This is a genomic window from Runella sp. CRIBMP (genome assembly GCF_009905605.1).
Taxonomy (GTDB): Bacteria; Bacteroidota; Bacteroidia; order Cytophagales; family Spirosomataceae; genus Runella.
Window position 1 is genome coordinate 1,077,230 of sequence record NZ_JAAAKZ010000001.1, and the last position, 21,246, is coordinate 1,098,475.

Sequence of the window (21,246 nt, forward strand, 5' to 3'; positions counted from 1 at the left end):
AAGGCTTGCTTTACTCACCCCCTATTTTGTTTTAGATCAATTCACTCTTGGAATCGACATTTCTATTCCAGGCGACAGCGGAGTTCCAAAAACGGGTACACCGTCGGCAGTGAAGGTAAAGGGCTGCATACGCGGCGCTCTTTGTTTGCCGCAGCCTTGGCCTGGTTCCGAATTGGCGTGGTAAAGAATCCAATTTTGGCTTCCATCGGGCGATTTGAAAAAGCTATTATGCCCAGCGGCATGAGTTCCTGATACATTGTTTGCCCAAAATACGGGCGTCGGATGCTTTTTCCAAGACGCAGGATTTATTAAATCGGAAGTGGGAGCAGCGTGAATCATACCCAAAGCGTAATAGTCTGTCCAGCAGCCACTTGCCGAAAAGATGATGTTGATTCTGCCGTTAGGGCTTTTCAGAAACTGGGGACCTTCATTGACCAATACAATGGGCTTATCGTCAGGCCCCGGGCGGGTTAGCAGGCCGTGGTGTTCCCATTCAAACTGTGGGTCGGCGATACGGATACGCTTGCCGACACAGGTCCACGGATTGCTCATTTTGCACAGATAGATATCTTGGCGACCATTCTCGTCGCCCTCCCAGCCCGACCATGTAAGATACATTTGGCCATTGTGCTCAAAGACCGAACCATCAATGGCCCATTTGTCTTGGGGTGTTTTGAGTTGTCCTTTCATCATCCAAGTGCCTTGGGTGGGGTCGGGAGAGGAGTTTTCTAATACGTACAGACGATGATTGCGGTTGCGACCGTCGTCGGCGGCAAAATAGATGTACCATTTATTTTGTAAGAAATGCAGTTCGGGTGCCCAGATTTCCTTTGAATAAGGGCCCGTGGCGGGCGGAGTCCAGATAATCGTTTTTTGAGCCGTGGCGAGTTGCGACAAATCTTTGGTTTTCCAGATGGTCAAATCTTTACCGGTAGTATGCATGTAAAAATAAAAGCCGTCTTTGTAAATCGACCACGGGTCAGCTCCCGCGGGGAGCAGCGGGTTTTTGAAGGTTTGGGCTTGCGCAAAAGCATAGAATAGAAAGAAGAAAAGGATTTTTTTCATCAGTAATTGTAAAGTTTATTAGGATACTTTCTTCAAAAGTAAAACCGCAAAAGCAGCTTTCATGCTTTTGCGGTTTTACATTGCTCACTTCTCAGTTTTTAGGTTCAAAACAGCTATACTTTCGGGTATTCCCAACCCTTCCGATACGCTCTTTCCAGAAGTTTGTTGGCTTCGGGGTCGTTTTTGATGATTCCCTTTTCTCCGTCCCATTCTATGCTTCGTCCTGCCTTCATGGAGAGCATACCAAGCAGTGCCATGTTGCTGGAGCGATGGCCGATTTCGATGTCACAAACGGGAGTTCTTTTTTTCTCAATGGAGTCCAGAAAATCAGCCCATAGGTTAGCAATGTTTTGCTGGTCGGGCAGGTCCAGTTTGGCGTCTTCGTGGATAACGGGTTTTTTGGAGTCGGTTGGGTAAAATGTCCAACCATCAAGCCAACCCATGTGAAAAGTACCTTCTGTTCCGTAGAAATAGCAACCTACGGCCTGTTGTGGGTGCGTTTTTTCGGCGTTATTTCCCGCAAATTGGCGGTGCTCCCAAGTTGCGGTGAAGTTTTCAAATTCATACACGGCCACTTGATGGTCGGGCGCGTCGGTATTGTCGGTTTTGATGGCGCGTCCACCTGCAGAGAATACTTTACGCGGATATTTTTCTTCCATTATCCATAACAATTGGTCGAGCCAGTGAATGCCCCAATCTCCCAACGTCCCGTTGGCGTAGTCGAGGTATTGACGAAAACCGCGCGGGTGAATTTTGGTATTAAAAGGGCGGAGCGGAGCGGGGCCGCACCACATATCCCAATCCATTCCTTGAGGGGTTTCGCTATCGGGGGTTACTTGACCAGGGCCGCCGCCATAGTGTACAAACGTGCGCACCATTCCGATTTTGCCCGCTTTGCCCGAACGGATAAAATCCCGACCCGAGATGTTGTGCGCAGATACGCGACGGTGAGTTCCTACTTGTACCACTTTGCCAGTTTTGCGGGCCGCAGCTACCATGGCTTTCCCTTCGTTGATGGTGTGACTGATGGGTTTTTCGACGTACACGTGTGCGCCCGCTTGCACCGCCGCGATGCAAATCAGTGGATGCCAGTGGTCGGGGGTAGCTACAATCACGATTTCGGGTTTTTCGGTCGCTAGTAGTTCCCGAAAATCGCGGTATTGTTTGGGTTTATCACCGTTTAGTTTTTCTACTTCCGCCGCCGCCTTGCCGATTTGGTTTTGGTCGACGTCGCACATCGCTACTACTTTCGATTGCCTTGCGGCTATGGCGGCCCGTAGAATATTCATACCCCACCAACCCGTACCGATGAGTGCCGTACGGTACTTGGTGGCGCGTGGCGCGGCGATTCCGTAGGGAGAAAATAAGGTGACCGCTGCCCCCGCAGCAGTATTTTGAATGAAAGTACGACGATTGATCATGGTGTATGCTGGTAAGGATTTTGTTTAATAACTAAAAAGAGCGTTTAAACACAAACCTCCCCAGCAAGACGCGCAAAAATATTTGTTGGCTTTCCTTGTCGAAACTTAATGCAGCAGACAACACCACAGAGGCGTACTATTTCGATAGAAGTAAAATCCCGATTTGGCCATTTACTGTTCGTAATAATATCCGAAAATAATGTCCATTTCGTCTTCGCTGGTAAGACCGAATTTGACGGTTTTGGTGGTAGTGTTATTGAAGGTCACTTCCGACATCAGGCCCTCGCCTTTGTTAAATTCGAGGGGTTGCACAAACGTTTTGATAAGGGGGTGTTCCCAGTCGGTACTTTCGTAGACAATCTCCCCATTGCGGGGACCACCCACAATTTTAATGACATATTTTTCACCCAATTTGTGCGTATGAGAAGTCAACATCAGCACTTTGGTAGGTTTTGAAAAGGTAAACGTTTTGGCTACTACCGTGCGCTGTCCTGCGGGTAGGCTAAAGCTTTCGTGGGCTAAATTGAGCGAATTGGCCACAATTTTCACTTTCTCCTTCTCTAGTTTGTAGAGATTTACGTAGACTTCACCGGGGATTTTTCCCGCGGTTTTATTGACGTAATGAGAGTTAAAGTCAAACGAATAATTGGCAGGAATACGGAGCGCTACGCCCTCGGGAAATTGATAATCGTGCTCTTGTGTTTGCGTACCTGCCCAGAAAACGTGATTTTGCATACTCAAAAAAGTAAGCAGATTGTTGGTCCCATCGGAATTGCGAAGGTCACGAACTTGCCCCTCAGTGGGTAAATTGGCGAGGTTTTTGAAATTATATAAAATGAAATGATGGCTGCCAGGTCTCATGCGTGTTTGAACCCGATTGATGTATAGCTCAGACGAATTGCCGACGGGCTTACGCACAAAAATCTCACGCTCGTAGGTATTGGCCACCTCAAATGGCTCCAAATGCAGTTGTAGGCCTTCGCTTGGCTTGGGCGGAGCGAGGGCCGTAAATGTACTTCCGAAGCCAGAGCCGCACAGCGGCACCGAATTGGTAATCAACGAGGCGTCGACTGATCCACCCGAACGCTCCGCTCCTGACTCAATCCATTTACGGATAAATTCTATTTCGCCCACCGAAAGCCCGTTGGCTCCCAGCGGCATGGGGTTTCCATACTGTTTTCCTGCCAAAAGCGATGCAGCGCTGCAATTGATTTTGGTGTAAAGAAAGCTCTTAGATACGTTGCCGGGCATCACCAAACGCATAGAATCGGCGTTGGCAGCGGTGTTTTTGGCAAATTTATTAATCAAATTAGTATAAGAAACATCGGCGGTCAACACTAGTCCGTGTTGACGGAAGGAGGCGTCTTGCTCCGAAGCGTGGCAGCCTGACGTGGCGCAAGATTTATCGAAAATCTGCGTCTGAATGAGTTTAAAGGAACCTTCTTCAAGCACATCGGTCTCTTTGGTTTGGCAGGAGCCTACCCATAACGCCGTTGTGATGGCAGTCAATAATGGGGCGTAGTAAGTGTTGAAGGTCTTCATTCAGATGCAGGGCTATTTTACCGGTCGAAGATACGTTATTTTTGCTTTCCAGAAAGCTGCTAATGGGACAATTCTTCCACGAAATGGTTTAATTAGGAATTGACGCCTCAATCAATTCCGAAAGGCACGCTGGACACAGACAACTGTCGAAATTCGCTTTAATAAATTCGGCCACCTGAGGGGGAATCTTAAACTGAAAACACACGCAACCCGACGCCGATGAGGGCGTACATGCAAACGACCGATGACAGCGGGGACAAGAATGAAGGGGCTGCGTTGAAAGATTATCCAACTTGTTTTACTTCTTTTTCGATAGCCAAATAATTGACTAATTCGCCTTTGCGATTCATGACTGGCCAGGCCTCAATCCAACACAAGTATTCCTCACCGTTTTTACGGTAGTTCACCACTTCGGTCTGGGTTTTGTTACCAGCCGTGAGTTGTTCTCTTAAAAACGCAAGTTGCTGTGGGTTGGTATTTGCACCCTGCAAAAAACTCGGTTTTTGCCCAATGGCCTCGTGCTTGGTATACCCAGTCATTTGCTGAAACGATGAGCTTACCCATTGGATGGTTTGACGCGTATCGGTGACAACAATTGTATATTCATTTTTCAACAACTCATCAAAATTGAGGTCCAATGACCATTGCTGCGTTGCCATGAGGGTTTTCAACGTAGAAACATCGTGTTGGGTATTGGTTGACGTTGCCCGGTACAGCTGAACAATGTCCCAGCAAAACAGCGGAGAATCACCCTCCGATTTGGCGTAAGACTTTCGTATCATGTTGGCAAAAGCAGACGTAGAATACATTTTTACTAACTGTTTAATTCAAAAAATAGAACGCAAAAAAAACTGTTTTTGGGGAATAAATGAACAATTGAAGCGCTTAATAAGTTGGGAATTAGAAAGAATGTCCAAAGCCGGGGTCTGAAAAACGAGTATCCTGAACAAACTGTTCGTCGGATAGTGTTTTCAGAAAGGCAATGACTTTTTGCTTCTCTTCTTCCGTAAGTGCTATGCCCAGTTTTCCATCCTGTTGAAGTAAACCATCAAGGTTGGGTGTTTGTTTTATATTTTTTGAATAATGATCCAACACCTGCTCCAGTGACGTAAATCGGCCATCGTGCATGTAAGGAGCTGTGTAGCCTATATTCCGCAGGCTAGGAACTTTGAACTTGTAACGGTCTTCGGGATTTTGGGTAATATTAAAACGCCCTTGATCGAGGTTTCGGTCGGTGCTCAACCCGTTGTTGCGGTAACTTTGATCCGTAAATAGTTCTCCTGTATGACAGCTGCTGCATTTCTGTTTGAAAATCGTAAGTCCCTCTTTCTCAGTGGCTGTAAGTGCGTTGGTGGCGCCTCGTAAGTAGATGTCGTAGCGGGAGTTATTGGAAACCATAAGCAACATAAACTGCGAGAGGGCTTTGCTAAATCGTTCGGTGGTAATGTCGGGGCTACCAAAGGCTTTTTTGAAAAGTCCGGGATAATTGGGGTTTTTGCTTTCGCGCAGTTTTCGCAGAACGTTAGGTAATTTCTCGTCCATTTCAACGGGATTTTCGATGGGCGCGATTGGAAATAAATCCAAATGTGGCACGCCGCCGTCCCCAAAAAACGCTTTGGTCCAAGCTAAATTCTGAATGGCAGGGGCATTGCGAGCCCCGATTCGGTCGTCAATGCCGTGGCTGAGGTCGTGCCCGTGGTGGGTAAAAGCGGCCGCTTGTTGGTGGCAGGTGCCGCAGGCAATGGTGCCATTGCGCGATAAAATACCGTCGTAGAACAATGATTTTCCCAGTTGAAACCCAGCGTATGTTACAGGATTGGAGGATAAATCGTACACTTTGTTGGGAAAATAACTCGGCTGAGGAATCTCAATTTTATCCGTGGAGGGGTCGGGGTTGGTTGGGGTGGGAGGTTCGTTGGTACGATTACACGCAGCCCATCCCCAAAGACCCAACGACAACCCGATGATGAATTTTTTTTTCATGAATAACTTCCTTTATTCTTTGACGGCCGAAACTCGAAACATAGCAGCGTAATTGTTGGCAACGGTGGTAGAATAGTCCGAAAACATAACCGTAGGGGTCGTAGCCAAACTGATTTTCTGCGCTCCGTCAAACAATTTCGATACGTCCGTAGTGATATTGACAACGGCCTGTTGGTTGGGGCCAACTTTGGCGGGAATGTTTCCGAGCGGCAAAGTCACGATTCGGAGGTTGTTGAACGTTTTGGCGTTGTAGCCTCCATACCCACCTATATGGTACCTAAACTTCTGATTGCCGGCGGGGTCTGGGGTGATTTTAGAGGAGTTGCCTTCTATTTTTAAGAAAATATAGCCCGAATTCCATGACCAATACATGCCATCTCCCTCGTGTGAAGCATCGCCTGGGTCCAGTACGCCTTTTCGGCGGCTGAGGTCCATCGTGTTTCGGAGGCTGTCCACGCCAATCGTGAACGTAATGGCGGTATAATCACCAGCGGGGATACGTTTCAACGTAATTTTTTTGGACGCCGGAAATGTTTCTCTTACCAGAAAATAACTCGAATCCTGCGGATAAACAAAAGTGGAGCCGTCGGCGTTTTTGAGCGAAATATTGCTGATAAAATAATTGAACGTTGTCACCGAAAAGTCTTCTCCCAACGTATTTTGATACGTGCCAGTTCCTAACGTAAGTGTCTTATCCCCAACGCGATGGTCAAACGTCAAGGTGAGTGAATTTAGCTCGGTGGGGTCGGGGTTTGAGTTGCAGGATTGAATCAGAACCACCAATGAGACGGCTGTTGTGTACAGCAGTATGTTTTTCATATTTATTACGGTTTCTTGTTTTCGTGCTTCAGAAAAGAGAAAACGACCGTTAAAGTTTTCCCCTCCTATATCATAATAACGTGGGATGAAATCAAAATGATGCAGTTTTCGTTAGGTTTTAAATTAAATTTGAAAAAAATCAGTGTAGAATTTTAATATATAAAAAACTTATATATATTTGTTCTCATAAATCACTCTTTAAATCTTATGGAAGCAACAAGTAACGAATTTTTACGGGGAACTCTCAAGACAATTGTGTTAAAATTGTTGGCCGAGCAGGGACGTATGTACGGCTACGAAATTACCCAGTCAGTAAAGGAGCGAACCAACGGCGAAATCACTCTGACCTTCGGAGCGTTGTATCCGGTATTACACAAATTGGAGCAGGAAGGTTTTTTGCTAACCGAATCAGAGGAAGTAGATGGGCGGTTGCGCAAGTACTACACCCTCACACCAAGCGGGAGCGCAACTGCCATCCAAAAAGTCTCTGAATTTGAGCGTTTTGTGGAAGCGATGCAAATTTTGCTTCAACCCCAACAAGGACTGTCAATAGGTTAAGAAATAATCAATTTTTTTATTCAATTTGTTGTTCATACCTAATGAATTGGATGATTATCAGTGACTAATACCCAATGACTTTTTGAGATGAAAAAGCTAACTCCCGAACAATTAAGCAGGTTGCACAACCACCTTCTCGGCAACAGTACCAACGACGCCCTGATTACTGAATTGCTTGATCATTTAGCCTGCGAAGCCGAGGAATACCTCTGGAAAGGGTATAACTTTGATTTAGCACTGGAAAAAATCACCCAGGAAGCCAATACAAAAGCGGTTAAATATCTACGCGAAACGTACCAACACGAAGTGGCCATGACCGACGAACAACTCGAAAATGCGTCGTTGGACGATATCATTTTTGAGTTTCGTAACAAAGCCTACGGGGCCTATGACCTCCGTCAATCTTATCCGTTTGCCCTGCGCAGTGCGCTGATATTGGGCGTCGGGCTGTTTATGATGCTGATGGCATTTCTGTCGGGCATGGCGCAGGGGTCGTGGAGTTTTCTTTCCACTGCCGGAATAATGTGGATGCTGGGCGTATGCGGGGTGGCGTATTCATTGGGGACGTGGTTTTTTAGAAAAGCCCCCCATCGGTATGCGGTGCCAGCGTGATTGCGCTCCTCTCCGAAAAATTTTAGGATAAAACAGCCTTTTTTCGCTGATTCAAAAAGCCATTTTGGCTTTTCTGGCTTAGCTATTGCCTTTTAACAGCCATAAAACTTTTACAATATCCCGCTTGCTCCACCTACGAGGTGTTTTTCTATTGGATTGTATGGTTTGTAACATCAGCTTCCATTTCTAACCCTTTTTATCTCAACTTTTAAGCTATGAATGCTGATTCATTGGCGCGGAAGGTTATTACCTGCCTAGTCGCCGGATTTACTATAAGTGCCTTGGTTTTACAAGTAGGCCGAGATTATCGTCCTGCGTGGATAAGCCCGCCGCTGGTGTTTTTAGGGGCGGGAGTTTCGGTAGTGGCAGCACTGATTTATTCCTTTTATTGGCATCTCAAAAAGAGAGATGATAGCGCCATTTTTTCGGTAGTTTTGACGGTCATGTGTTATGCGTTGGCGTTTGGAATTGCTCTTTTTGGTTGGAAGAAGATATTTAAATTGCAGTTTCAAGTACCGCTTTCGATGCTCTCCCAGCCCTTCAATGAATTGTCGGGGGAGTGGCTAACTTGGGCTTATTTTGGTTATTCTTATCCATTTGGCTTGCTGGTGGCATTTGCTCAGTTGGGCGGGGCAATGTTGTTGCTCTTTCCCAAAACCCGGCTTTTGGGCGTATTTATCTTGTTGCCAGTTCTGATGAATATTCTGTTTATCAATGTTTTCTATCATCTCAATGCGGGAGCGTTGCTCCAGTCCATTATTCTTACGTTGGGGGTTTTATACCTGTTGTCATTGCATTTGCGTGAAGTGATTGCTTTCTTTTTTCGTTCAACCCGTAATGAGCCTAGAATCAATAATGCGCTGAGGCTGGGGTTGTTTTCGGCTATTTTGTTGCCTTTATGGTTGGTTTTTTCAGTTGATAAAACTGAAAACGATGAGTTGGATGGAAGTTACAAAGTGATTAATAGTTGGCCTGCACTATCCCGCTCAGCTAATTTGGCTTCTGGGTTGAGTAAAGTCTATTTTGACAAAGGCAATGTGATTGTATTGGAATACGGGACCCATAAAAACCGTAAAGTAGCTGCGTATAGCTACAACCGTAATACCCACTTATTGAAGGCTGTTTTTGCCCAGAATAAACTTTCTCAAACCCTTTTGGTTGAAATTAAAGTTTCTAAAAATCAGATGATTATGAGCGGAGAAAATAATAAAGATCCATTTTCTGTAGAACTAAAAAAGCACTAATTCTAAACTAAAAAATAGCCATGAGTAATTACAACCACCCCTTCCCAGCTTTGGCTGAGAGTAGCGAAGCTATGACTTTGGACGACATTGTTTTTATGAACCGTCACCGTGCTTACGGCGCGTATGACCTCCGAAAATCTTATCCCGAAGTGCTTCGAAATGCCGTTTTGCTGGGCATTGGTCTATTTTTGTTGCTGTTTATTGGGCCAATACTCTACGGAAGTCTGGCCCCTGATGAAATTGGATATTCGACAACTCCTGTGGAATTGATAAAAATAAACGCTGTTCCGAAAGAAGAAAAGCCGTTGCCTGAATTGGAAAAACCTAAAGAGGTACCCAAGCAAACGACAGTGCGGTATTTGGTGCCAGAAGTGATCGAGAACCCGCCCCATGAAGATCCGCCACCCGCCCCGGAAGAATTGGAGAATGCCAACCCAGGGCAAGAAACCATTGAAGGTACGGGGGGCGATGAGGTAGCCATCATAGCACCGCCCGAAGATACCCCCGCGCCTGAAGCTACAAAACCTGCTGAGGTAGAAGCCAAAGCGCCCGAAATATTTGAAAAAGTAGAAATTGACCCGCAATTCGCAGGTGGTAACGAAGGCTTACGGACATTTTTAATGAAAAATCTGCATTATCCGAGTCCTGCGCAACGAAGTAATATCCAAGGGCGGGTGTACCTGACGTTTACGGTAGAGCCAGACGGCTCGTTGTCTAACATCAACGTGATTCGAGGCATTGGTTTTGGGTGCGACGAAGAAGCCATCCGCGTCATGAAATTGATGCCTAAATGGAAACCGGGTAAGCAGTCGGGGCGGGCCGTACGGGTAAAATTTACGATGCCGATTGTATTTGCGCTGGAGTAACAGGTAATGGCCTTCTGGTTGTAAACAGTCCGACCATTAGTTAGAATAACGCTTTAGTTTAGCTACAATAATTAATATTATTTCCCTCTTCAATGCAACATCAAAAATGGTACCTATTAATGCTCTTGTTCTTACCTTTGGCGGGACTGGCGCAGCAAACCGAAAAAGGAATGGTTTTTATACTTGTGGAAGAACCACCGGAGTTTATGGGCGGTCAAGATTCTTTAAACAGGTTTATAAAGTATCATTTAAAATATCCTGCAGCGGCGCGTGAAGCCAAAATTAAGGGCGTGGTTCATCTGAAATTTATTGTAGAGGCAGATGGTCATATCACCAATGTAGAAATCACACGCGGTCTTGGATACGGATGTGATGAAGAAGCATTAAGAGTTGTTAATGAGTTTCCGAAATGGAAACCGGGTCGTCAAAGTGGAAAAAACATGCGCGTTGGATACTTTTTACCTATTCGTTTCTCATTAGAATAAGGAGGCGTTGTAAATTTATCAACCGCTTGGCGTAAAAAAACAACTCAGTGAAATTCTTGCGTCAGACAATTCTAAACCGTCTGACGCAAGAATACTTTAATTAGAAGCGGTAATTGATGCCAATCGAGGCAAAATAAGGACTGCCTACCGCGAGTTCGCCGTTTAGGCCGATGCTTTCGGTAATGTAGCCGCGCAGTCCAAACAGAATTACTTGTACCTGAGGCATTACAAATCCACCTCTAAGTTTGTTGCCGAGTACGGTACGCCAGATGCCGCTGCCGCCCGCTTCGTTGAAAACCTCGTCAAGTTTACCGTCGACGGCACTTGAACTGGCGTTTACGCCCCAAATACCGACGCCTAACCGAACGCCCGAATACATATCTACGCGGTTGGCGTTGCCGTAGTGAAACAACGCACGGGCCCCAATCGTAATACGTGATACGTTGAGTTTGACATCGCCGAGGTTTTCGGTTTTGTCATACACGACATTTTTTAAGTCCATTGAGCCTTTATTGTAACTAACAGCACCGCCAATCGAAAACCATTTGCTGATACCACGGTCATAAGCAATGTTTATTTGCGGGAAATTGCTGGCGTTTCCTGACGAAAAAGAAACCGTTGTATCCGACGATTCTTGTGAGCCGGTGATGGTGCCTCGGAAGGGAGAAAAGAGGCTTACGCCCGATTGAACGCTAACAACGTTCTGATAATCTTGGTTTTGGGCAATTGCACCGAAAGAAAAAAGTAAGAAGTGAAAAACGATGAGAGACTTTTTCATAATACTAGATTTTGATTGGCTGTTGTGTTTTGAAAACTGATTATTGAAATTAGCAATGAATGAAGACGCAAAGTAAGTGATAAAAGTAAAAAGAGGGGCAAGAATTCGCAATTTGCGAATCGTGAATTATTTAACGTTGTTGGAAAATCGGAAGGATGGGATTGAATGTAGTCACTCCCTTTGATTAGACACGTAGATGTAAACGCATAAGTGTCTTCCCCAATTTTTCTTTCCCCAAACTTTGGCGAACTTTGTCGTTAGTAAAAACTGAGCCAATATGTCCGTTTTTGAAGCCAAAGCAGAGTTAGCTAAAATCCCGACTGAGCCGGGCGTGTACCGCTATTTTAGTGAAGAAGGGGAAATTATTTACGTTGGGAAAGCCAAAAATCTCAAAAACCGCGTCAGTAGTTATTTTGTTAAAAACCATCCCGACCGCAAAACAAGACGCTTGGTGAGCCAGATTCGGCGCATTGAATACACCATTGTACATACAGAGTTTGACGCGCTTTTGCTCGAAAACCAACTCATCAAGCGTTATCAGCCGCGCTTCAATATCTTGCTCCGCGACGATAAAACGTACCCTTTTATCAAGGTGTTTAATGAGCCGTTTCCACGGGTGGAGACTTCGCGACGGCTTGATAAAAAAACGGGGACGTTTTATGGGCCGTTTGCCAATGCGCGCTCCATGTACAACCTGCTCGATATGTTTCGGGAGCTGTATACGCTCCGTACCTGCAACCTTAATCTGACCCCCGAAAATATCGAAGCGGGTAAGTTTAAAGTGTGCATGGAATACCACCTTAAACGCTGTAAAGGGCCGTGTGAAGGCCGACAGTCGTTGGAAGATTATGACCGCGAAGTGGCCTCAATCCACCAGATTTTGAAGGGACAACTGAGCATTCCGCAAAACTATTTTAAGGAAAATATGATTGCGGCGGCCGAGAAAATGGAGTTTGAAAAAGCCCATGAATGGAAAATGAAGCTAGAAACGCTGCAAAGTTTCCAGTCCAAATCAACGGTTATCAATCCTAAAATCGGTAACGTGGATGTGGTAGCGATTGCGTCTGATGAAGATGCAGCATACGTAAATTACCTCAAAATCGTGAATGGGTATATCATGGCGGCCCAAACGCTCGAAGTGAAGAAAAAACTCGACGAGCCCGACGATGAAATTCTGGCGTTGGTGCTGTTTGAAATGCGTACCACGTACGAAAGCGACGCCAAAGAAATCATTTCTAATATTGACATTACCACAGATTTTAAAGCCGAAATCACGATTCCGAAGATTGGTGATAAGCGTAGTTTGCTAGACATGGCGCTCAAAAACGTGCACTTTTTCCGAAAAGAAAAAGCGGAGCGGCAGATGATTGAATCGAGCGCCACCACCAACCGCCGCGACCGGGTGCTGATTAAGCTCAAAGCCGACCTTCAACTCAAAAGCCTACCGCGTCATATTGAGTGTTTTGACAACTCCAATATTCAGGGTACCAATCCCGTAGCGGCGATGGTTTGTTTTAAGGAAGGACGGCCGTCGAAGAAAGATTATCGACATTTTAGCATTAAAACGGTGATTGGACCCAACGACTTTGCGAGTATGCACGAGGTAGTGACGCGCCGCTACACACGCCTGCTCGAAGAACAGGCCGAACTTCCCGATTTGATTGTAGTGGATGGTGGAAAAGGCCAACTCAGCGCGGCTTGCGATGCGCTCAAGGCGTTGAAACTTTACGGCAAAATCCCCATTGTGGGCATTGCCAAACGGTTGGAAGAAATCTATTTTCCAGAAGATACGCTCCCTTTGTACATCGACAAAAAATCAGAGTCATTGCGCCTTATTCAACAAATTCGCGATGAAGCGCACCGTTTTGCCATCACGTACCACCGCGATAAGCGCAGTCGCAATGCGTTTGTGAGTGAGCTGGAAAATATCGAAGGAATCGGGAAGAAAACAGCCGCTAATTTGCTCAAAGAATTTCGGGGTGTAAAGGCCATTCGCGAGGCAGACGTTGATAGAATTGCGCAGTTTGTGGGCAAAGACAAGGCCCAAAAGATCAAAGACTATTTTGCCGCTATAGAGCAGTGATTTGTAAATCATTGACACAGAGGGTCTTAGAGATAAAAAAGGACGCCACGTTGAAGTATTTCAGCTTTTTCCGTGGCGCTCCGTCATTTTCTTTGGTTTTCTGTATAATTAAGCGGACGGCTTAGACCAAAGCCGCTACTTGCGCTTTGAGGTCGTCAAAAGATATGTCAAAATGGGAGGCGTCATAGACACTTTCACCGTTGCGGATGATGAGCGCCTGCGGCGATTCATGCTCTACCTCAAATTCTTGGGCTATTTGATTTGAAATAGGGCGATACGCAATCAAATCCAAAAAATAAGGTTTTAAATCGCCTACTTCCTCGTTTTTCCAACTGCGCTCCAACCGCCCGAGGGTCGCGGAACTGATAGAACAGCGGGTGCTGTGTTTCAAAATCAAAACGGGATAACGGTGGGATTCTTTTTTGATTTCCTCCAACTGGGCACTGTCATTGAGTGGATGCCAATTCATTTATTTATGAGCAAATTAGTGATTGAGTGATTATTTTTACGGAAATAACGTAACTCATCCAAAAATTGTTCGCTTTCATCTATACCCTTGGAATTTATCTTGCGCAGGGCATTGCCAAATTAGTCGCCCTTTTTCACACCAAAACCCGCCTGTGGGTCAAAGGGCAGGAACAGACGTGGGCGTTAATTGGAGGTCAGAAGTCGGAGGTAGGAGGTCGGAAAACGGGGAACAGAGGACGGAGAACGGAAAATGGAGTTCAGAAGTCAGAAGTCAGAAGTAGGAAATCGGAGGAAGGAGAACGGGGAATGGAGAACGGAGAACGGACCGTCACCAATCACCAATCTACCATTTGGTTTCATGCGGCTTCTTTGGGCGAATTTGAACAGGGGCGGCCCGTGATTGAGGCGTGTCGGAAGCAATATCCCACCGCCAAAATCGTCCTGACATTTTTTTCGCCGTCGGGCTATGAAAACAAAAAAGCCTACGACCAAGCAGACATTGTTTGCTACTTGCCCGCCGATACTCCCGCCAATGTGTCTCGTTTTTTGGACGTAGTTCAGCCCGATATGGCGCTTTTTATCAAGTACGAATTTTGGCCGAATTATCTTTCAGCACTCAAAAAGCGTAGCATTCCAGCCATCTTGTTTTCGGCCATTTTTCGACCCAATCAATTGTTTTTTAAAGCCTACGGCGGTTTTTACCGAAACGTACTTTTTTGTTTAGACCATATTTTAGTTCAAAATCAGGAGTCTGAGCGTTTGCTTAAGTCAATTGATTATGAGCAGGTTACGCTTGCAGGAGATACGCGTTTGGACCGAGTAGTACAAATATCTAAACAGGCCAAAACTTTTTCGCTGATTGAACAATTCAAAGGCAACACGCCGCTGCTTATTGTCGGCTCCGCGTGGCCCGATGATCTGGAAGTGATTTTTTCATTCCTGAATAACTTTAATCAACCTCTGAAAGTAATTGTAGCCCCGCACGAAATCAACCCCGAACAGATTAAAAGTTGGCAAGAGAAAGTGACAGCCAAATCGCTTATTTACAGTCAGTTGTTGGGAAAGAGTGAAAATGAAGGAGGGCAAACGGAAAAACGGAGAACGGAGAACGGAAATTTCTCACAAGGTTCTTCTTCGCTTCTTTTTCTCGACACAGTGGGTATGCTTTCGTCTATTTACCGCTACGCTGATTTTGTATTTGTAGGTGGGGGCTACCGCGATGGATTGCACAATACGATGGAGCCGGCGGTGTTTGGCATGCCGATCTTCTTCGGACAGCCGTATTACCAAAAATTTCAGGAAGCCCTGGACTTACTCCAACTTGGCGGCGCGCAGACCGTGGCTAATGCCGATGAGTTTACCAAGGTATTCACAGAAGTGTATGAAAATGAGGAGTTAAGGAAACAAAAAGCTAATATTTGCCGCGAATACGTGCAGAAAAATGCGGGTGCTACGGAGAAAGTAATGGAGATAATCAATCCTAAATTTGTGATGCGGTAAGCATCTCTTGATGCCGTTGTTGGTGTTATCACCAACAACTTATTTTAACTAATATAGACTATGGCAAGAGTAAAAAAAACAAAAGAAGGAGATTTAATTGCTTTACCTATTGAAAATCAATATGCGATAGGTTTAGATGCCGTTGTTGGTGTTATCACCAACAACTTATTTAAGTAGCTAATGGATTAACGATGATACAGATACTGCTAATGCACTTGCATTTAAATAGTATATTTTGCTGCGATAGTGAGCAGAAAGTAGGTTGTTGGTGATAACACCAACAACGGCTTAAATGACAAGGCGGTGCTAGGCCCAATCATTGCAGCCATTGGCATAGTTGATATTCAGAATTGGATACTTCAATTCTTCGGGAAACTCCGATTGCCATGGAAAAAGACCGCTTTTAAGAGGGTAGATAATTTGAATGATGGGAAAGTCTTTGTAGTGGTTATACCACATTGCCCAACCTACATATTCTTTGTACAAATGTTTTTCAACATCAATAATTAAGCAGTTATAATTATTGATTATTTCTCCACTAAACTCACCTATTCGAAATTCTGTTCCCTGCTCATAAGCATAAGCTACATTTTCAATTAGGATATTTCTTATATCTATGGATAAACCCAAAACTAAAACTTCAGGCTTATGAAAAGTCGTAAAAAGTCCTATTGAATACGAAAATTCAATGTCCTTTTCATCTCCAGTATTAGCAACATTGATAATATGATACCCGTATTTTTCAATATCATCCAATACCTTTTGTTCTGCTTTAGTCATTTTAATAAAATCTGAGTATTAAAAATTTAGCAAAAATAATGAAACGGCTCAATCAGCGAAAATCAGCATTCCCGTCTGGATGAATGTTGGGATTCAGGATCCGCATCATCAGTGTGCCATTTTTAACGAGTGCGACAAATATTTTATAATACTGTACTACCCCTTACTGTCGCCCAAATTTCAACGTGGTTATAAAGCCGTTGTTGGTGTTATCACCAACAACCCCGCCTTGGCGCAAAGCTCCTTATTAATCTTCCCTATAATGCGTCAAAAAGCCAAAATCATCCTCTTGGGTTTCATAAAATCGAAATGAAGAATACTGATAATCGCTCGGATGTACGGCTAAGTTCCATTTTTCCTGTAACGGATTGTTGTGTATGTATACCAACTTTTGCTCCACGGTTTTTCGGTCAAACAAATCAATACTCAATGGATTGCGTTCCCAAAATTGATATTTTCTGTCTTTAGATTTACTTCAAATGTAGCTAAAACCTGAGGATGGTGTGCCTGTAAATCAAATTTGATTTGTTGAGCTGTGTATTTCAGAAAATCTCGCTGAACATCTTCTAAAAGGTGATTGTCCTGAATTCGCCAAACAAGGTGAATGTGATTGGGCATAATGACAAATCCGTAAATTTTCACTCGTTTGTCATTCACTAAAAAACGCATACTGTCGACGATGATTTGTTTGTACTTATCAGGTTGCAGGAGTTTCTTCCACCATAAGATGGTGGCGGTGAAAAACTGAATATAGTGAGGGTTCATGAGAAGAAGCTATTGGGATCTATTGCTTAGACGTGAATAGCCTTCTGTTGTAACTTTTGTTATATGGTTGTTGGTGATAACACCAACAACGGCATCAAATTTGTGATGCGGTAAGCATCTCAAACTGGGAGGCGCGTGCTTACTGCCGCCCAAATTTCAACGTCGTCCCTATGCGAAAAACAGTACGTTGGTATTTGAAATCCTGAAATACGGCCACGGCTTCTACCCTGAAAAACGGAAAACCTGGAATCAAACCATCCAGCCCGTAGCCGAGCTCGGTGTAGTGGGGGAGGGTAGGCGTAAGCAGGTAATGCACCATGAGGTTTTCTTTCAAACCTGCCAAGCGCACAAAAGGAATGCGGGTCAGCAAAAGGCGACGCGACTCGTTGATGACGTGGGCTTCCAGAAAACGTTCGGAAGTGCTGTATCGATAATAATTCAAGGCACGGAACTGCGCAAAAGCATCGCCGTATTGCACGAATGCCTGATTGCCCATAAAGTGCTTATAATCCATAAAATACACGCTACGATTGTTGAGAAAAGTGCCCGCCGAAAAAATATAATGCAGCTCGCTCCGCACGCCCGTCTGCACATCCTGCTTTAGACTCAGCTCTACCAAATCATAATCTACTACGCTGTTGGCAATGTTTGGAATTCCTTTTGAGTATTTCAAAATGACCGACGGGTTTTTGTTGTTTAGATAACGTTTACGGCCGTTGTAAAGGCGGTATTGCTGGCCCGGTCGCCACGTAATTGAAAGGTCAAAAGTGAGGGCTTCGTGGGTTTCGAAGCGGTAATTCAATTCTTTGGCGGCAAATCTGTTGCTGTATTCTTGATTAAAAGGAGCATTGGGCGAAAAAGCAAATTGATTCCATCGAATCCACGGGCGGGCGTTTTCGAGGTTGGTTAGCTCGTAGCGGCGACCGTATTCAAGATTCCCTTTGATGCTGAAAACATCGGCCAAGCGGGCGTAGTTGAAAGATAATTTCCCGAAATCCTTTTCGTAAATTTTCATAAAATTATTCTCGAACCACAACGTAGAAGTCGTGTTGACGTTGGCACTGATGGGATTGTCGGCGTTGAATTGTGACACGTACCGCCCACCCGTCAATGAAATACCGCGCCGGCGTCCTGCCCAACCCGTGGTCATGATTCCCGAAACGGCCTGTCGGCCGAAGGCATAGCGCACGAGTGGTTTGATGTAATAGGTATTGTCGCGGTGGAATTGTCGTTTGAAATTAAAACTGCTTTCCAGCACGTAGCCATCGACGGTATTGTAGGTGGCATTTTGGGGTTGGAAAGGCCCTTCATAGTCTAGCACCCATTTCTTAGAAAGCCGAAACGAGCGCCCCGTCAGAATGCTGATAAAGTCTACTTTGGAAGAATCTCTCTTGGCCTTGGTGCTGTCGGATTTGAATTCGATTTGTTTTACAATCCGCAGACTGTCAGAATGTTTGTAGCTTTTTGTTTCGATTTCGGTGAGCGGAATCGTGCGAATCTCATTCCAAAAACTATCGCTGCGTTTGTTGGCCATCGAATCAATGATGATGGAATCATTCCGAACTACGTTGAGGTCTTCCTTTTGTTGTTTACGCTCTTGTCGTTCTTGTTTTTCGTATTCCTTCATGATTTTGCGCATCTGTTGGGTCGAAACTTCTTTTTGCTGTTTGGCCAACTCGTTGAGTTTCTTGGTGCGCAGGTCTTTTTTAGTCAGGTCGTTGGTGGGTTTCTCAAATTTTTCGTCCAATACCGTCACTGACTCCTTAAAGGCGGGGTTGACGATGAGGTTTTTGTAGGTCATCGAAATAATGTACTTGAATTCACCCGAAAAACCCATCATAGAGCCGCCAAACCGAAACTGCAAGTTGGTGGGCATCCACACTTGCTGCACGGGATTAAAGACCTGCTTGACGTCTACGTCGAGGCTCTGAACCGTGGTTTGGAGGTCGAGACTGTGAATGGCCCACGTATTTTCAATGATGTAAATCTTACCTTTAAAAACCCCTTCGCCGTAGGAGCGCGGAATGACTTTGATGCGGTTTACTTCCAAATCTCCTTCGCGAAACGAACCCTCGTATTCAAATTTATAATACCCAAACGCCTTGGGCGACAGCGGCGACACGGCATCGCCAACGGTAGGGTCATAGAAACTAGCCAACACAAAGGCATTGGGGCTAGGTGCGCTGTTGTCCAGGCTATTACGGGTAGATATAATGCGTTGTTGGTAATTGTTTGGTTGCCGAAAAGTAATTTCATTCACACTTTCGTTCAAGATGGGGCGCCCTTCTTCGATGCCTTCTTTTTTGAGTGCTTTTTCGGCAAAAAAAGGAATTTGGGTGGCTACTCCCGTCGTTTTGATGTAAGCGCGGGCACTGTAAGAAGCCACCTGCAAGGCATGAAAACGTGATTTTGCAATGGCCCTCCGCATGATGGTGTAGGCAGGGTCTTCGCTTTTGGAGCCAATTCTTACTTCGTTGATGTTGAGGGCCTGTTCTTCGAGAGTAGCATCAAGGGTTTGAAAATCCGCCGTTATTTCAACGACTTTGAGAATGGTTTTATACCCCAAATACTGAAATATAATTTCATACCGTCCGGGTTGTAATGTCAACTCATAACGTCCTTCGGCATTGGCCATTGTTCCCAAATTTGTGCCCTTTACGGCAATGGCGGCATAGGCGAGCGGCTCGCCTTTTGTGGTTGTAACAACGCCCCGAATCCCTCCCGCAAACGCAGAAGTGCCCAATAGTAATAGAAATAATACTCGGTAAAAAGTCATGGAGCGGGCGGTTAGCGGCGTATAAAATCTTCAAAATAATGATGTGTCATTTTAAAAGCATCACTTTTCCATTTAGCAGTATATACGGGAAAACGATTCGTTTCGACAAAAACTTCCTTAAACTTTAGCTGAATGCCTTTGTGGGTTTTGGCAGTAATGGCTTGAGTTTGCAGTAAAACAAATTTAATCGAAAATATTTTTTTTCAAGAAGGAATTGTATGCTTGCTATCATCCAACGAAAGGCATGAGGTTTTTGTTATGTCCTGCTTGCCGGGTTATTCCTCAAAAAAACCTTCCTCGTAGGCTTCACAAAAATCAAAATAATCCTGATGTACTTTGGTGGGGTAGGCTTTACAATAAAAAATTAAATCCTGCTGCCACTGGGTCTCCTGCGAAAAAGCAATGAGTTCATCGGCAATAGACGACCCCTGCCGCCCTGCACTGCGCAGGTGTCCAGAGGCGGTCAGCATGGCCATGGTCCGAATCAAGTTTTCCAGACTCTCCATTTCTCCGTCCCAATATTCAAAGTCAAATTTATCCTGTTCGGGTTGTAATTCTTTCAGAATGTACGATTTAGTGCCGTTTGCAATGGGGTTGAGCAGGGTAGGAAGTACATTGTTTACGCGCTTTTGGATTTCTGCAATACGTTGGGCTTCTGTTTCCCAAAGGGGTTGTGGCAACTGAATATGTGAACTTAAAATAGAATGTCGTGCTTCTTTGAGGTCGAGCAGATACAACTTTTCGTTGGGACTTTCTACCAACAAAACGTAGCGCTCTAGCCCCAAACTCGCCGTGCCCGTGATCCGAATACCCACGTCACAGATGCGTTTAAAGAACGGATTGGGGTGTTGTTGTTGCCATTCCATTACCATTTGCTCTACCATCGCTTTTTGCTCAGGCAAAATACCCACCACTTTTTCGTGGTCAACGTTCAGCTTTCGTTCACCGTCGACTTTTACGGTGCGCTCTTTAATCAGGTCTTTTCTTCGGCGTTTTTCCAGTTTTTCCATGAATGCCTGCAACATTCCCGTGGCCGTACGACGCTCAATGTCAATGGGTTTTCCACTCAAAAGTGTTTGGGTATAACTGTTTAAAAACGCCTTGACTAGCAGGTTACATTCGGCTTCTTCCAAGTCCAGCTCTTCGGCGGCCAAGTGAATACTCACCAGCATCCGGCTCAACTCCCAGGTGGCGGGTACTTGCATGGCTTCATCAAAATCGTTCAAATCAAAATACACCAGCCTATTTTCGGCTTTGTAGGTGCCAAAATTCTGCAAATGTAAATCACCGCACCCCCATACCCGCGAGGTATCGATGGTCGAAAAGTGCTGCGCAAAATCATTATAAAACAAATGGCCTGTGGCCCGAAAAAAACGATATAAATCTCCCGTCATGCGCTCGTATTTGTGCGCCAATAGCAGCGCATTGCGGCCTGCGTTGTATTGTTTTATTTGTTCTATTGTCGTCATTGTCGTATCTGATTCTATGGATGATTTTTCTA

General features: G+C 45.0%; 21 protein-coding genes. 7 read left to right on the forward strand and 14 right to left on the reverse strand.

Going from position 1 to position 21,246, the window contains the following annotated elements; genetic code table 11:
• Window positions 1–36: 36 nt before the first annotated feature.
• The 7 genes from GVN20_RS04340 to GVN20_RS04370 all read right to left on the reverse strand — a co-directional run bounded on the left by GVN20_RS04340 (window position 37) and on the right by GVN20_RS04370 (window position 6,830).
• Window positions 37–1,065 (reverse strand): family 43 glycosylhydrolase, encoded by a 1,029-nt coding sequence (locus GVN20_RS04340; RefSeq protein WP_166557134.1) that lies wholly within the window; start codon window positions 1,063–1,065, stop codon window positions 37–39.
• A gap of 113 nt (window positions 1,066–1,178) precedes the next feature.
• Window positions 1,179–2,483 (reverse strand): Gfo/Idh/MocA family protein, encoded by a 1,305-nt coding sequence (locus GVN20_RS04345; protein ID WP_166557289.1) that lies wholly within the window; start codon window positions 2,481–2,483, stop codon window positions 1,179–1,181.
• Between the two features lie 174 nt (window positions 2,484–2,657).
• Window positions 2,658–4,028, reverse strand: coding sequence for a hypothetical protein (locus GVN20_RS04350; protein ID WP_166557135.1), 1,371 nt, complete (start codon window positions 4,026–4,028; stop codon window positions 2,658–2,660).
• A gap of 88 nt (window positions 4,029–4,116) precedes the next feature.
• Entirely contained in the window at window positions 4,117–4,320 is a 204-nt protein-coding gene (locus tag GVN20_RS30090) for a cysteine-rich CWC family protein (protein ID WP_166557136.1), read from the reverse strand.
• Window positions 4,313–4,837 (reverse strand): PAS domain-containing protein, encoded by a 525-nt coding sequence (locus tag GVN20_RS04360; RefSeq protein ID WP_166557137.1) that lies wholly within the window; start codon window positions 4,835–4,837, stop codon window positions 4,313–4,315. The genes GVN20_RS30090 and GVN20_RS04360 overlap by 8 nt, the downstream gene beginning before the upstream one ends.
• A 91-nt stretch (window positions 4,838–4,928) precedes the next feature.
• Window positions 4,929–6,011 carry a cytochrome-c peroxidase gene (locus GVN20_RS04365; RefSeq protein WP_166557138.1) on the reverse strand — a complete coding sequence of 361 codons (1,083 nt, stop codon included), beginning with the start codon at window positions 6,009–6,011 and terminating at the stop codon, window positions 4,929–4,931.
• A gap of 12 nt (window positions 6,012–6,023) precedes the next feature.
• Window positions 6,024–6,830 carry an MbnP family protein gene (locus tag GVN20_RS04370; protein WP_166557139.1) on the reverse strand — a complete coding sequence of 269 codons (807 nt, stop codon included), beginning with the start codon at window positions 6,828–6,830 and terminating at the stop codon, window positions 6,024–6,026.
• A gap of 207 nt (window positions 6,831–7,037) precedes the next feature.
• Here GVN20_RS04370 and GVN20_RS04375 point away from each other — a divergent pair, with 207 nt between their 5' ends.
• The 5 genes from GVN20_RS04375 to GVN20_RS04395 all read left to right on the forward strand — a co-directional run bounded on the left by GVN20_RS04375 (window position 7,038) and on the right by GVN20_RS04395 (window position 10,595).
• Window positions 7,038–7,388, forward strand: coding sequence for a PadR family transcriptional regulator (locus GVN20_RS04375; protein WP_114067082.1), 351 nt, complete (start codon window positions 7,038–7,040; stop codon window positions 7,386–7,388).
• Window positions 7,389–7,475: 87 nt separating this feature from the next.
• Entirely contained in the window at window positions 7,476–8,000 is a 525-nt protein-coding gene (locus GVN20_RS04380; protein ID WP_166557140.1) for a hypothetical protein, read from the forward strand.
• Window positions 8,001–8,215: 215 nt separating this feature from the next.
• Complete coding sequence (locus GVN20_RS04385; RefSeq protein ID WP_166557141.1) at window positions 8,216–9,244, forward strand: hypothetical protein; 1,029 nt, start codon at window positions 8,216–8,218, stop codon at window positions 9,242–9,244.
• Between the two features lie 20 nt (window positions 9,245–9,264).
• Window positions 9,265–10,110 (forward strand): energy transducer TonB, encoded by an 846-nt coding sequence (locus tag GVN20_RS04390; protein WP_229598960.1) that lies wholly within the window; start codon window positions 9,265–9,267, stop codon window positions 10,108–10,110.
• A 92-nt stretch (window positions 10,111–10,202) separates the two neighbouring features.
• On the forward strand, window positions 10,203–10,595 hold the full coding sequence (locus GVN20_RS04395; protein WP_166557142.1) for an energy transducer TonB: 393 nt from the start codon (window positions 10,203–10,205) through the stop codon (window positions 10,593–10,595).
• A 100-nt stretch (window positions 10,596–10,695) separates the two neighbouring features.
• Here GVN20_RS04395 and GVN20_RS04400 read toward each other — a convergent pair whose 3' ends face one another.
• Window positions 10,696–11,373, reverse strand: coding sequence for a hypothetical protein (locus GVN20_RS04400; protein WP_166557143.1), 678 nt, complete (start codon window positions 11,371–11,373; stop codon window positions 10,696–10,698).
• Window positions 11,374–11,650: 277 nt separating this feature from the next.
• Between GVN20_RS04400 and uvrC the strand changes: the two genes are divergently transcribed.
• Complete coding sequence (uvrC, locus tag GVN20_RS04405) at window positions 11,651–13,456, forward strand: excinuclease ABC subunit UvrC (protein WP_166557144.1); 1,806 nt, start codon at window positions 11,651–11,653, stop codon at window positions 13,454–13,456.
• Window positions 13,457–13,577: 121 nt separating this feature from the next.
• Here uvrC and ytxJ read toward each other — a convergent pair whose 3' ends face one another.
• A complete protein-coding gene (ytxJ, locus tag GVN20_RS04410) occupies window positions 13,578–13,925 on the reverse strand; it encodes a bacillithiol system redox-active protein YtxJ (RefSeq protein ID WP_166557145.1) in 348 nt (115 codons plus the stop codon).
• A 65-nt stretch (window positions 13,926–13,990) separates the two neighbouring features.
• Here ytxJ and GVN20_RS04415 point away from each other — a divergent pair, with 65 nt between their 5' ends.
• Entirely contained in the window at window positions 13,991–15,424 is a 1,434-nt protein-coding gene (locus GVN20_RS04415) for a 3-deoxy-D-manno-octulosonic acid transferase (RefSeq protein ID WP_166557146.1), read from the forward strand.
• Between the two features lie 306 nt (window positions 15,425–15,730).
• On the opposite strand, the gene GVN20_RS04420 is transcribed toward GVN20_RS04415, so the two are convergent.
• From GVN20_RS04420 to GVN20_RS04435, 5 genes are all read right to left on the reverse strand, one after another.
• Window positions 15,731–16,204 carry a DUF4262 domain-containing protein gene (locus GVN20_RS04420; protein WP_114067074.1) on the reverse strand — a complete coding sequence of 158 codons (474 nt, stop codon included), beginning with the start codon at window positions 16,202–16,204 and terminating at the stop codon, window positions 15,731–15,733.
• A gap of 247 nt (window positions 16,205–16,451) precedes the next feature.
• Window positions 16,452–16,604, reverse strand: a complete 153-nt coding sequence (locus tag GVN20_RS29655) for a hypothetical protein (protein WP_229598961.1) — start codon at window positions 16,602–16,604, stop codon at window positions 16,452–16,454.
• Window positions 16,605–16,630: 26 nt separating this feature from the next.
• Window positions 16,631–16,969, reverse strand: a complete 339-nt coding sequence (locus GVN20_RS04425; RefSeq protein WP_229598962.1) for a transposase — start codon at window positions 16,967–16,969, stop codon at window positions 16,631–16,633.
• Window positions 16,970–17,108: 139 nt separating this feature from the next.
• A complete protein-coding gene (locus GVN20_RS04430; protein WP_166557147.1) occupies window positions 17,109–19,745 on the reverse strand; it encodes a DUF5686 and carboxypeptidase regulatory-like domain-containing protein in 2,637 nt (878 codons plus the stop codon).
• A gap of 275 nt (window positions 19,746–20,020) precedes the next feature.
• Window positions 20,021–21,214: a DUF2252 domain-containing protein gene (locus GVN20_RS04435; RefSeq protein WP_166557148.1), complete on the reverse strand. Its 1,194-nt coding sequence runs from the start codon at window positions 21,212–21,214 to the stop codon at window positions 20,021–20,023.
• Window positions 21,215–21,246: the final 32 nt, after the last annotated feature.

What these genes read in the sequence shown, in the direction of transcription:
- GVN20_RS04360 (WP_166557137.1), bottom strand. Translation starts at nt 4,837, where the DNA reads ATGTATTCTACGTCTGCTTTTGCCAACATGATACGAAAGTCTTACGCC.
- GVN20_RS04365 (WP_166557138.1), bottom strand. Translation starts at nt 6,011, where the DNA reads ATGAAAAAAAAATTCATCATCGGGTTGTCGTTGGGTCTTTGGGGATGG.
- GVN20_RS04375 (WP_114067082.1), top strand. Translation starts at nt 7,038, where the DNA reads ATGGAAGCAACAAGTAACGAATTTTTACGGGGAACTCTCAAGACAATT.
- GVN20_RS04430 (WP_166557147.1), bottom strand. Translation starts at nt 19,745, where the DNA reads ATGACTTTTTACCGAGTATTATTTCTATTACTATTGGGCACTTCTGCG.
- GVN20_RS04435 (WP_166557148.1), bottom strand. Translation starts at nt 21,214, where the DNA reads ATGACGACAATAGAACAAATAAAACAATACAACGCAGGCCGCAATGCG.
- ytxJ (WP_166557145.1), bottom strand. Translation starts at nt 13,925, where the DNA reads ATGAATTGGCATCCACTCAATGACAGTGCCCAGTTGGAGGAAATCAAA.
- uvrC (WP_166557144.1), top strand. Translation starts at nt 11,651, where the DNA reads ATGTCCGTTTTTGAAGCCAAAGCAGAGTTAGCTAAAATCCCGACTGAG.
- GVN20_RS04395 (WP_166557142.1), top strand. Translation starts at nt 10,203, where the DNA reads ATGCAACATCAAAAATGGTACCTATTAATGCTCTTGTTCTTACCTTTG.
- GVN20_RS04340 (WP_166557134.1), bottom strand. Translation starts at nt 1,065, where the DNA reads ATGAAAAAAATCCTTTTCTTCTTTCTATTCTATGCTTTTGCGCAAGCC.
- GVN20_RS04385 (WP_166557141.1), top strand. Translation starts at nt 8,216, where the DNA reads ATGAATGCTGATTCATTGGCGCGGAAGGTTATTACCTGCCTAGTCGCC.
- GVN20_RS04400 (WP_166557143.1), bottom strand. Translation starts at nt 11,373, where the DNA reads ATGAAAAAGTCTCTCATCGTTTTTCACTTCTTACTTTTTTCTTTCGGT.
- GVN20_RS04425 (WP_229598962.1), bottom strand. Translation starts at nt 16,969, where the DNA reads ATGAACCCTCACTATATTCAGTTTTTCACCGCCACCATCTTATGGTGG.
- GVN20_RS04420 (WP_114067074.1), bottom strand. Translation starts at nt 16,204, where the DNA reads ATGACTAAAGCAGAACAAAAGGTATTGGATGATATTGAAAAATACGGG.
- GVN20_RS04380 (WP_166557140.1), top strand. Translation starts at nt 7,476, where the DNA reads ATGAAAAAGCTAACTCCCGAACAATTAAGCAGGTTGCACAACCACCTT.
- GVN20_RS04370 (WP_166557139.1), bottom strand. Translation starts at nt 6,830, where the DNA reads ATGAAAAACATACTGCTGTACACAACAGCCGTCTCATTGGTGGTTCTG.
- GVN20_RS04390 (WP_229598960.1), top strand. Translation starts at nt 9,265, where the DNA reads ATGAGTAATTACAACCACCCCTTCCCAGCTTTGGCTGAGAGTAGCGAA.
- GVN20_RS04350 (WP_166557135.1), bottom strand. Translation starts at nt 4,028, where the DNA reads ATGAAGACCTTCAACACTTACTACGCCCCATTATTGACTGCCATCACA.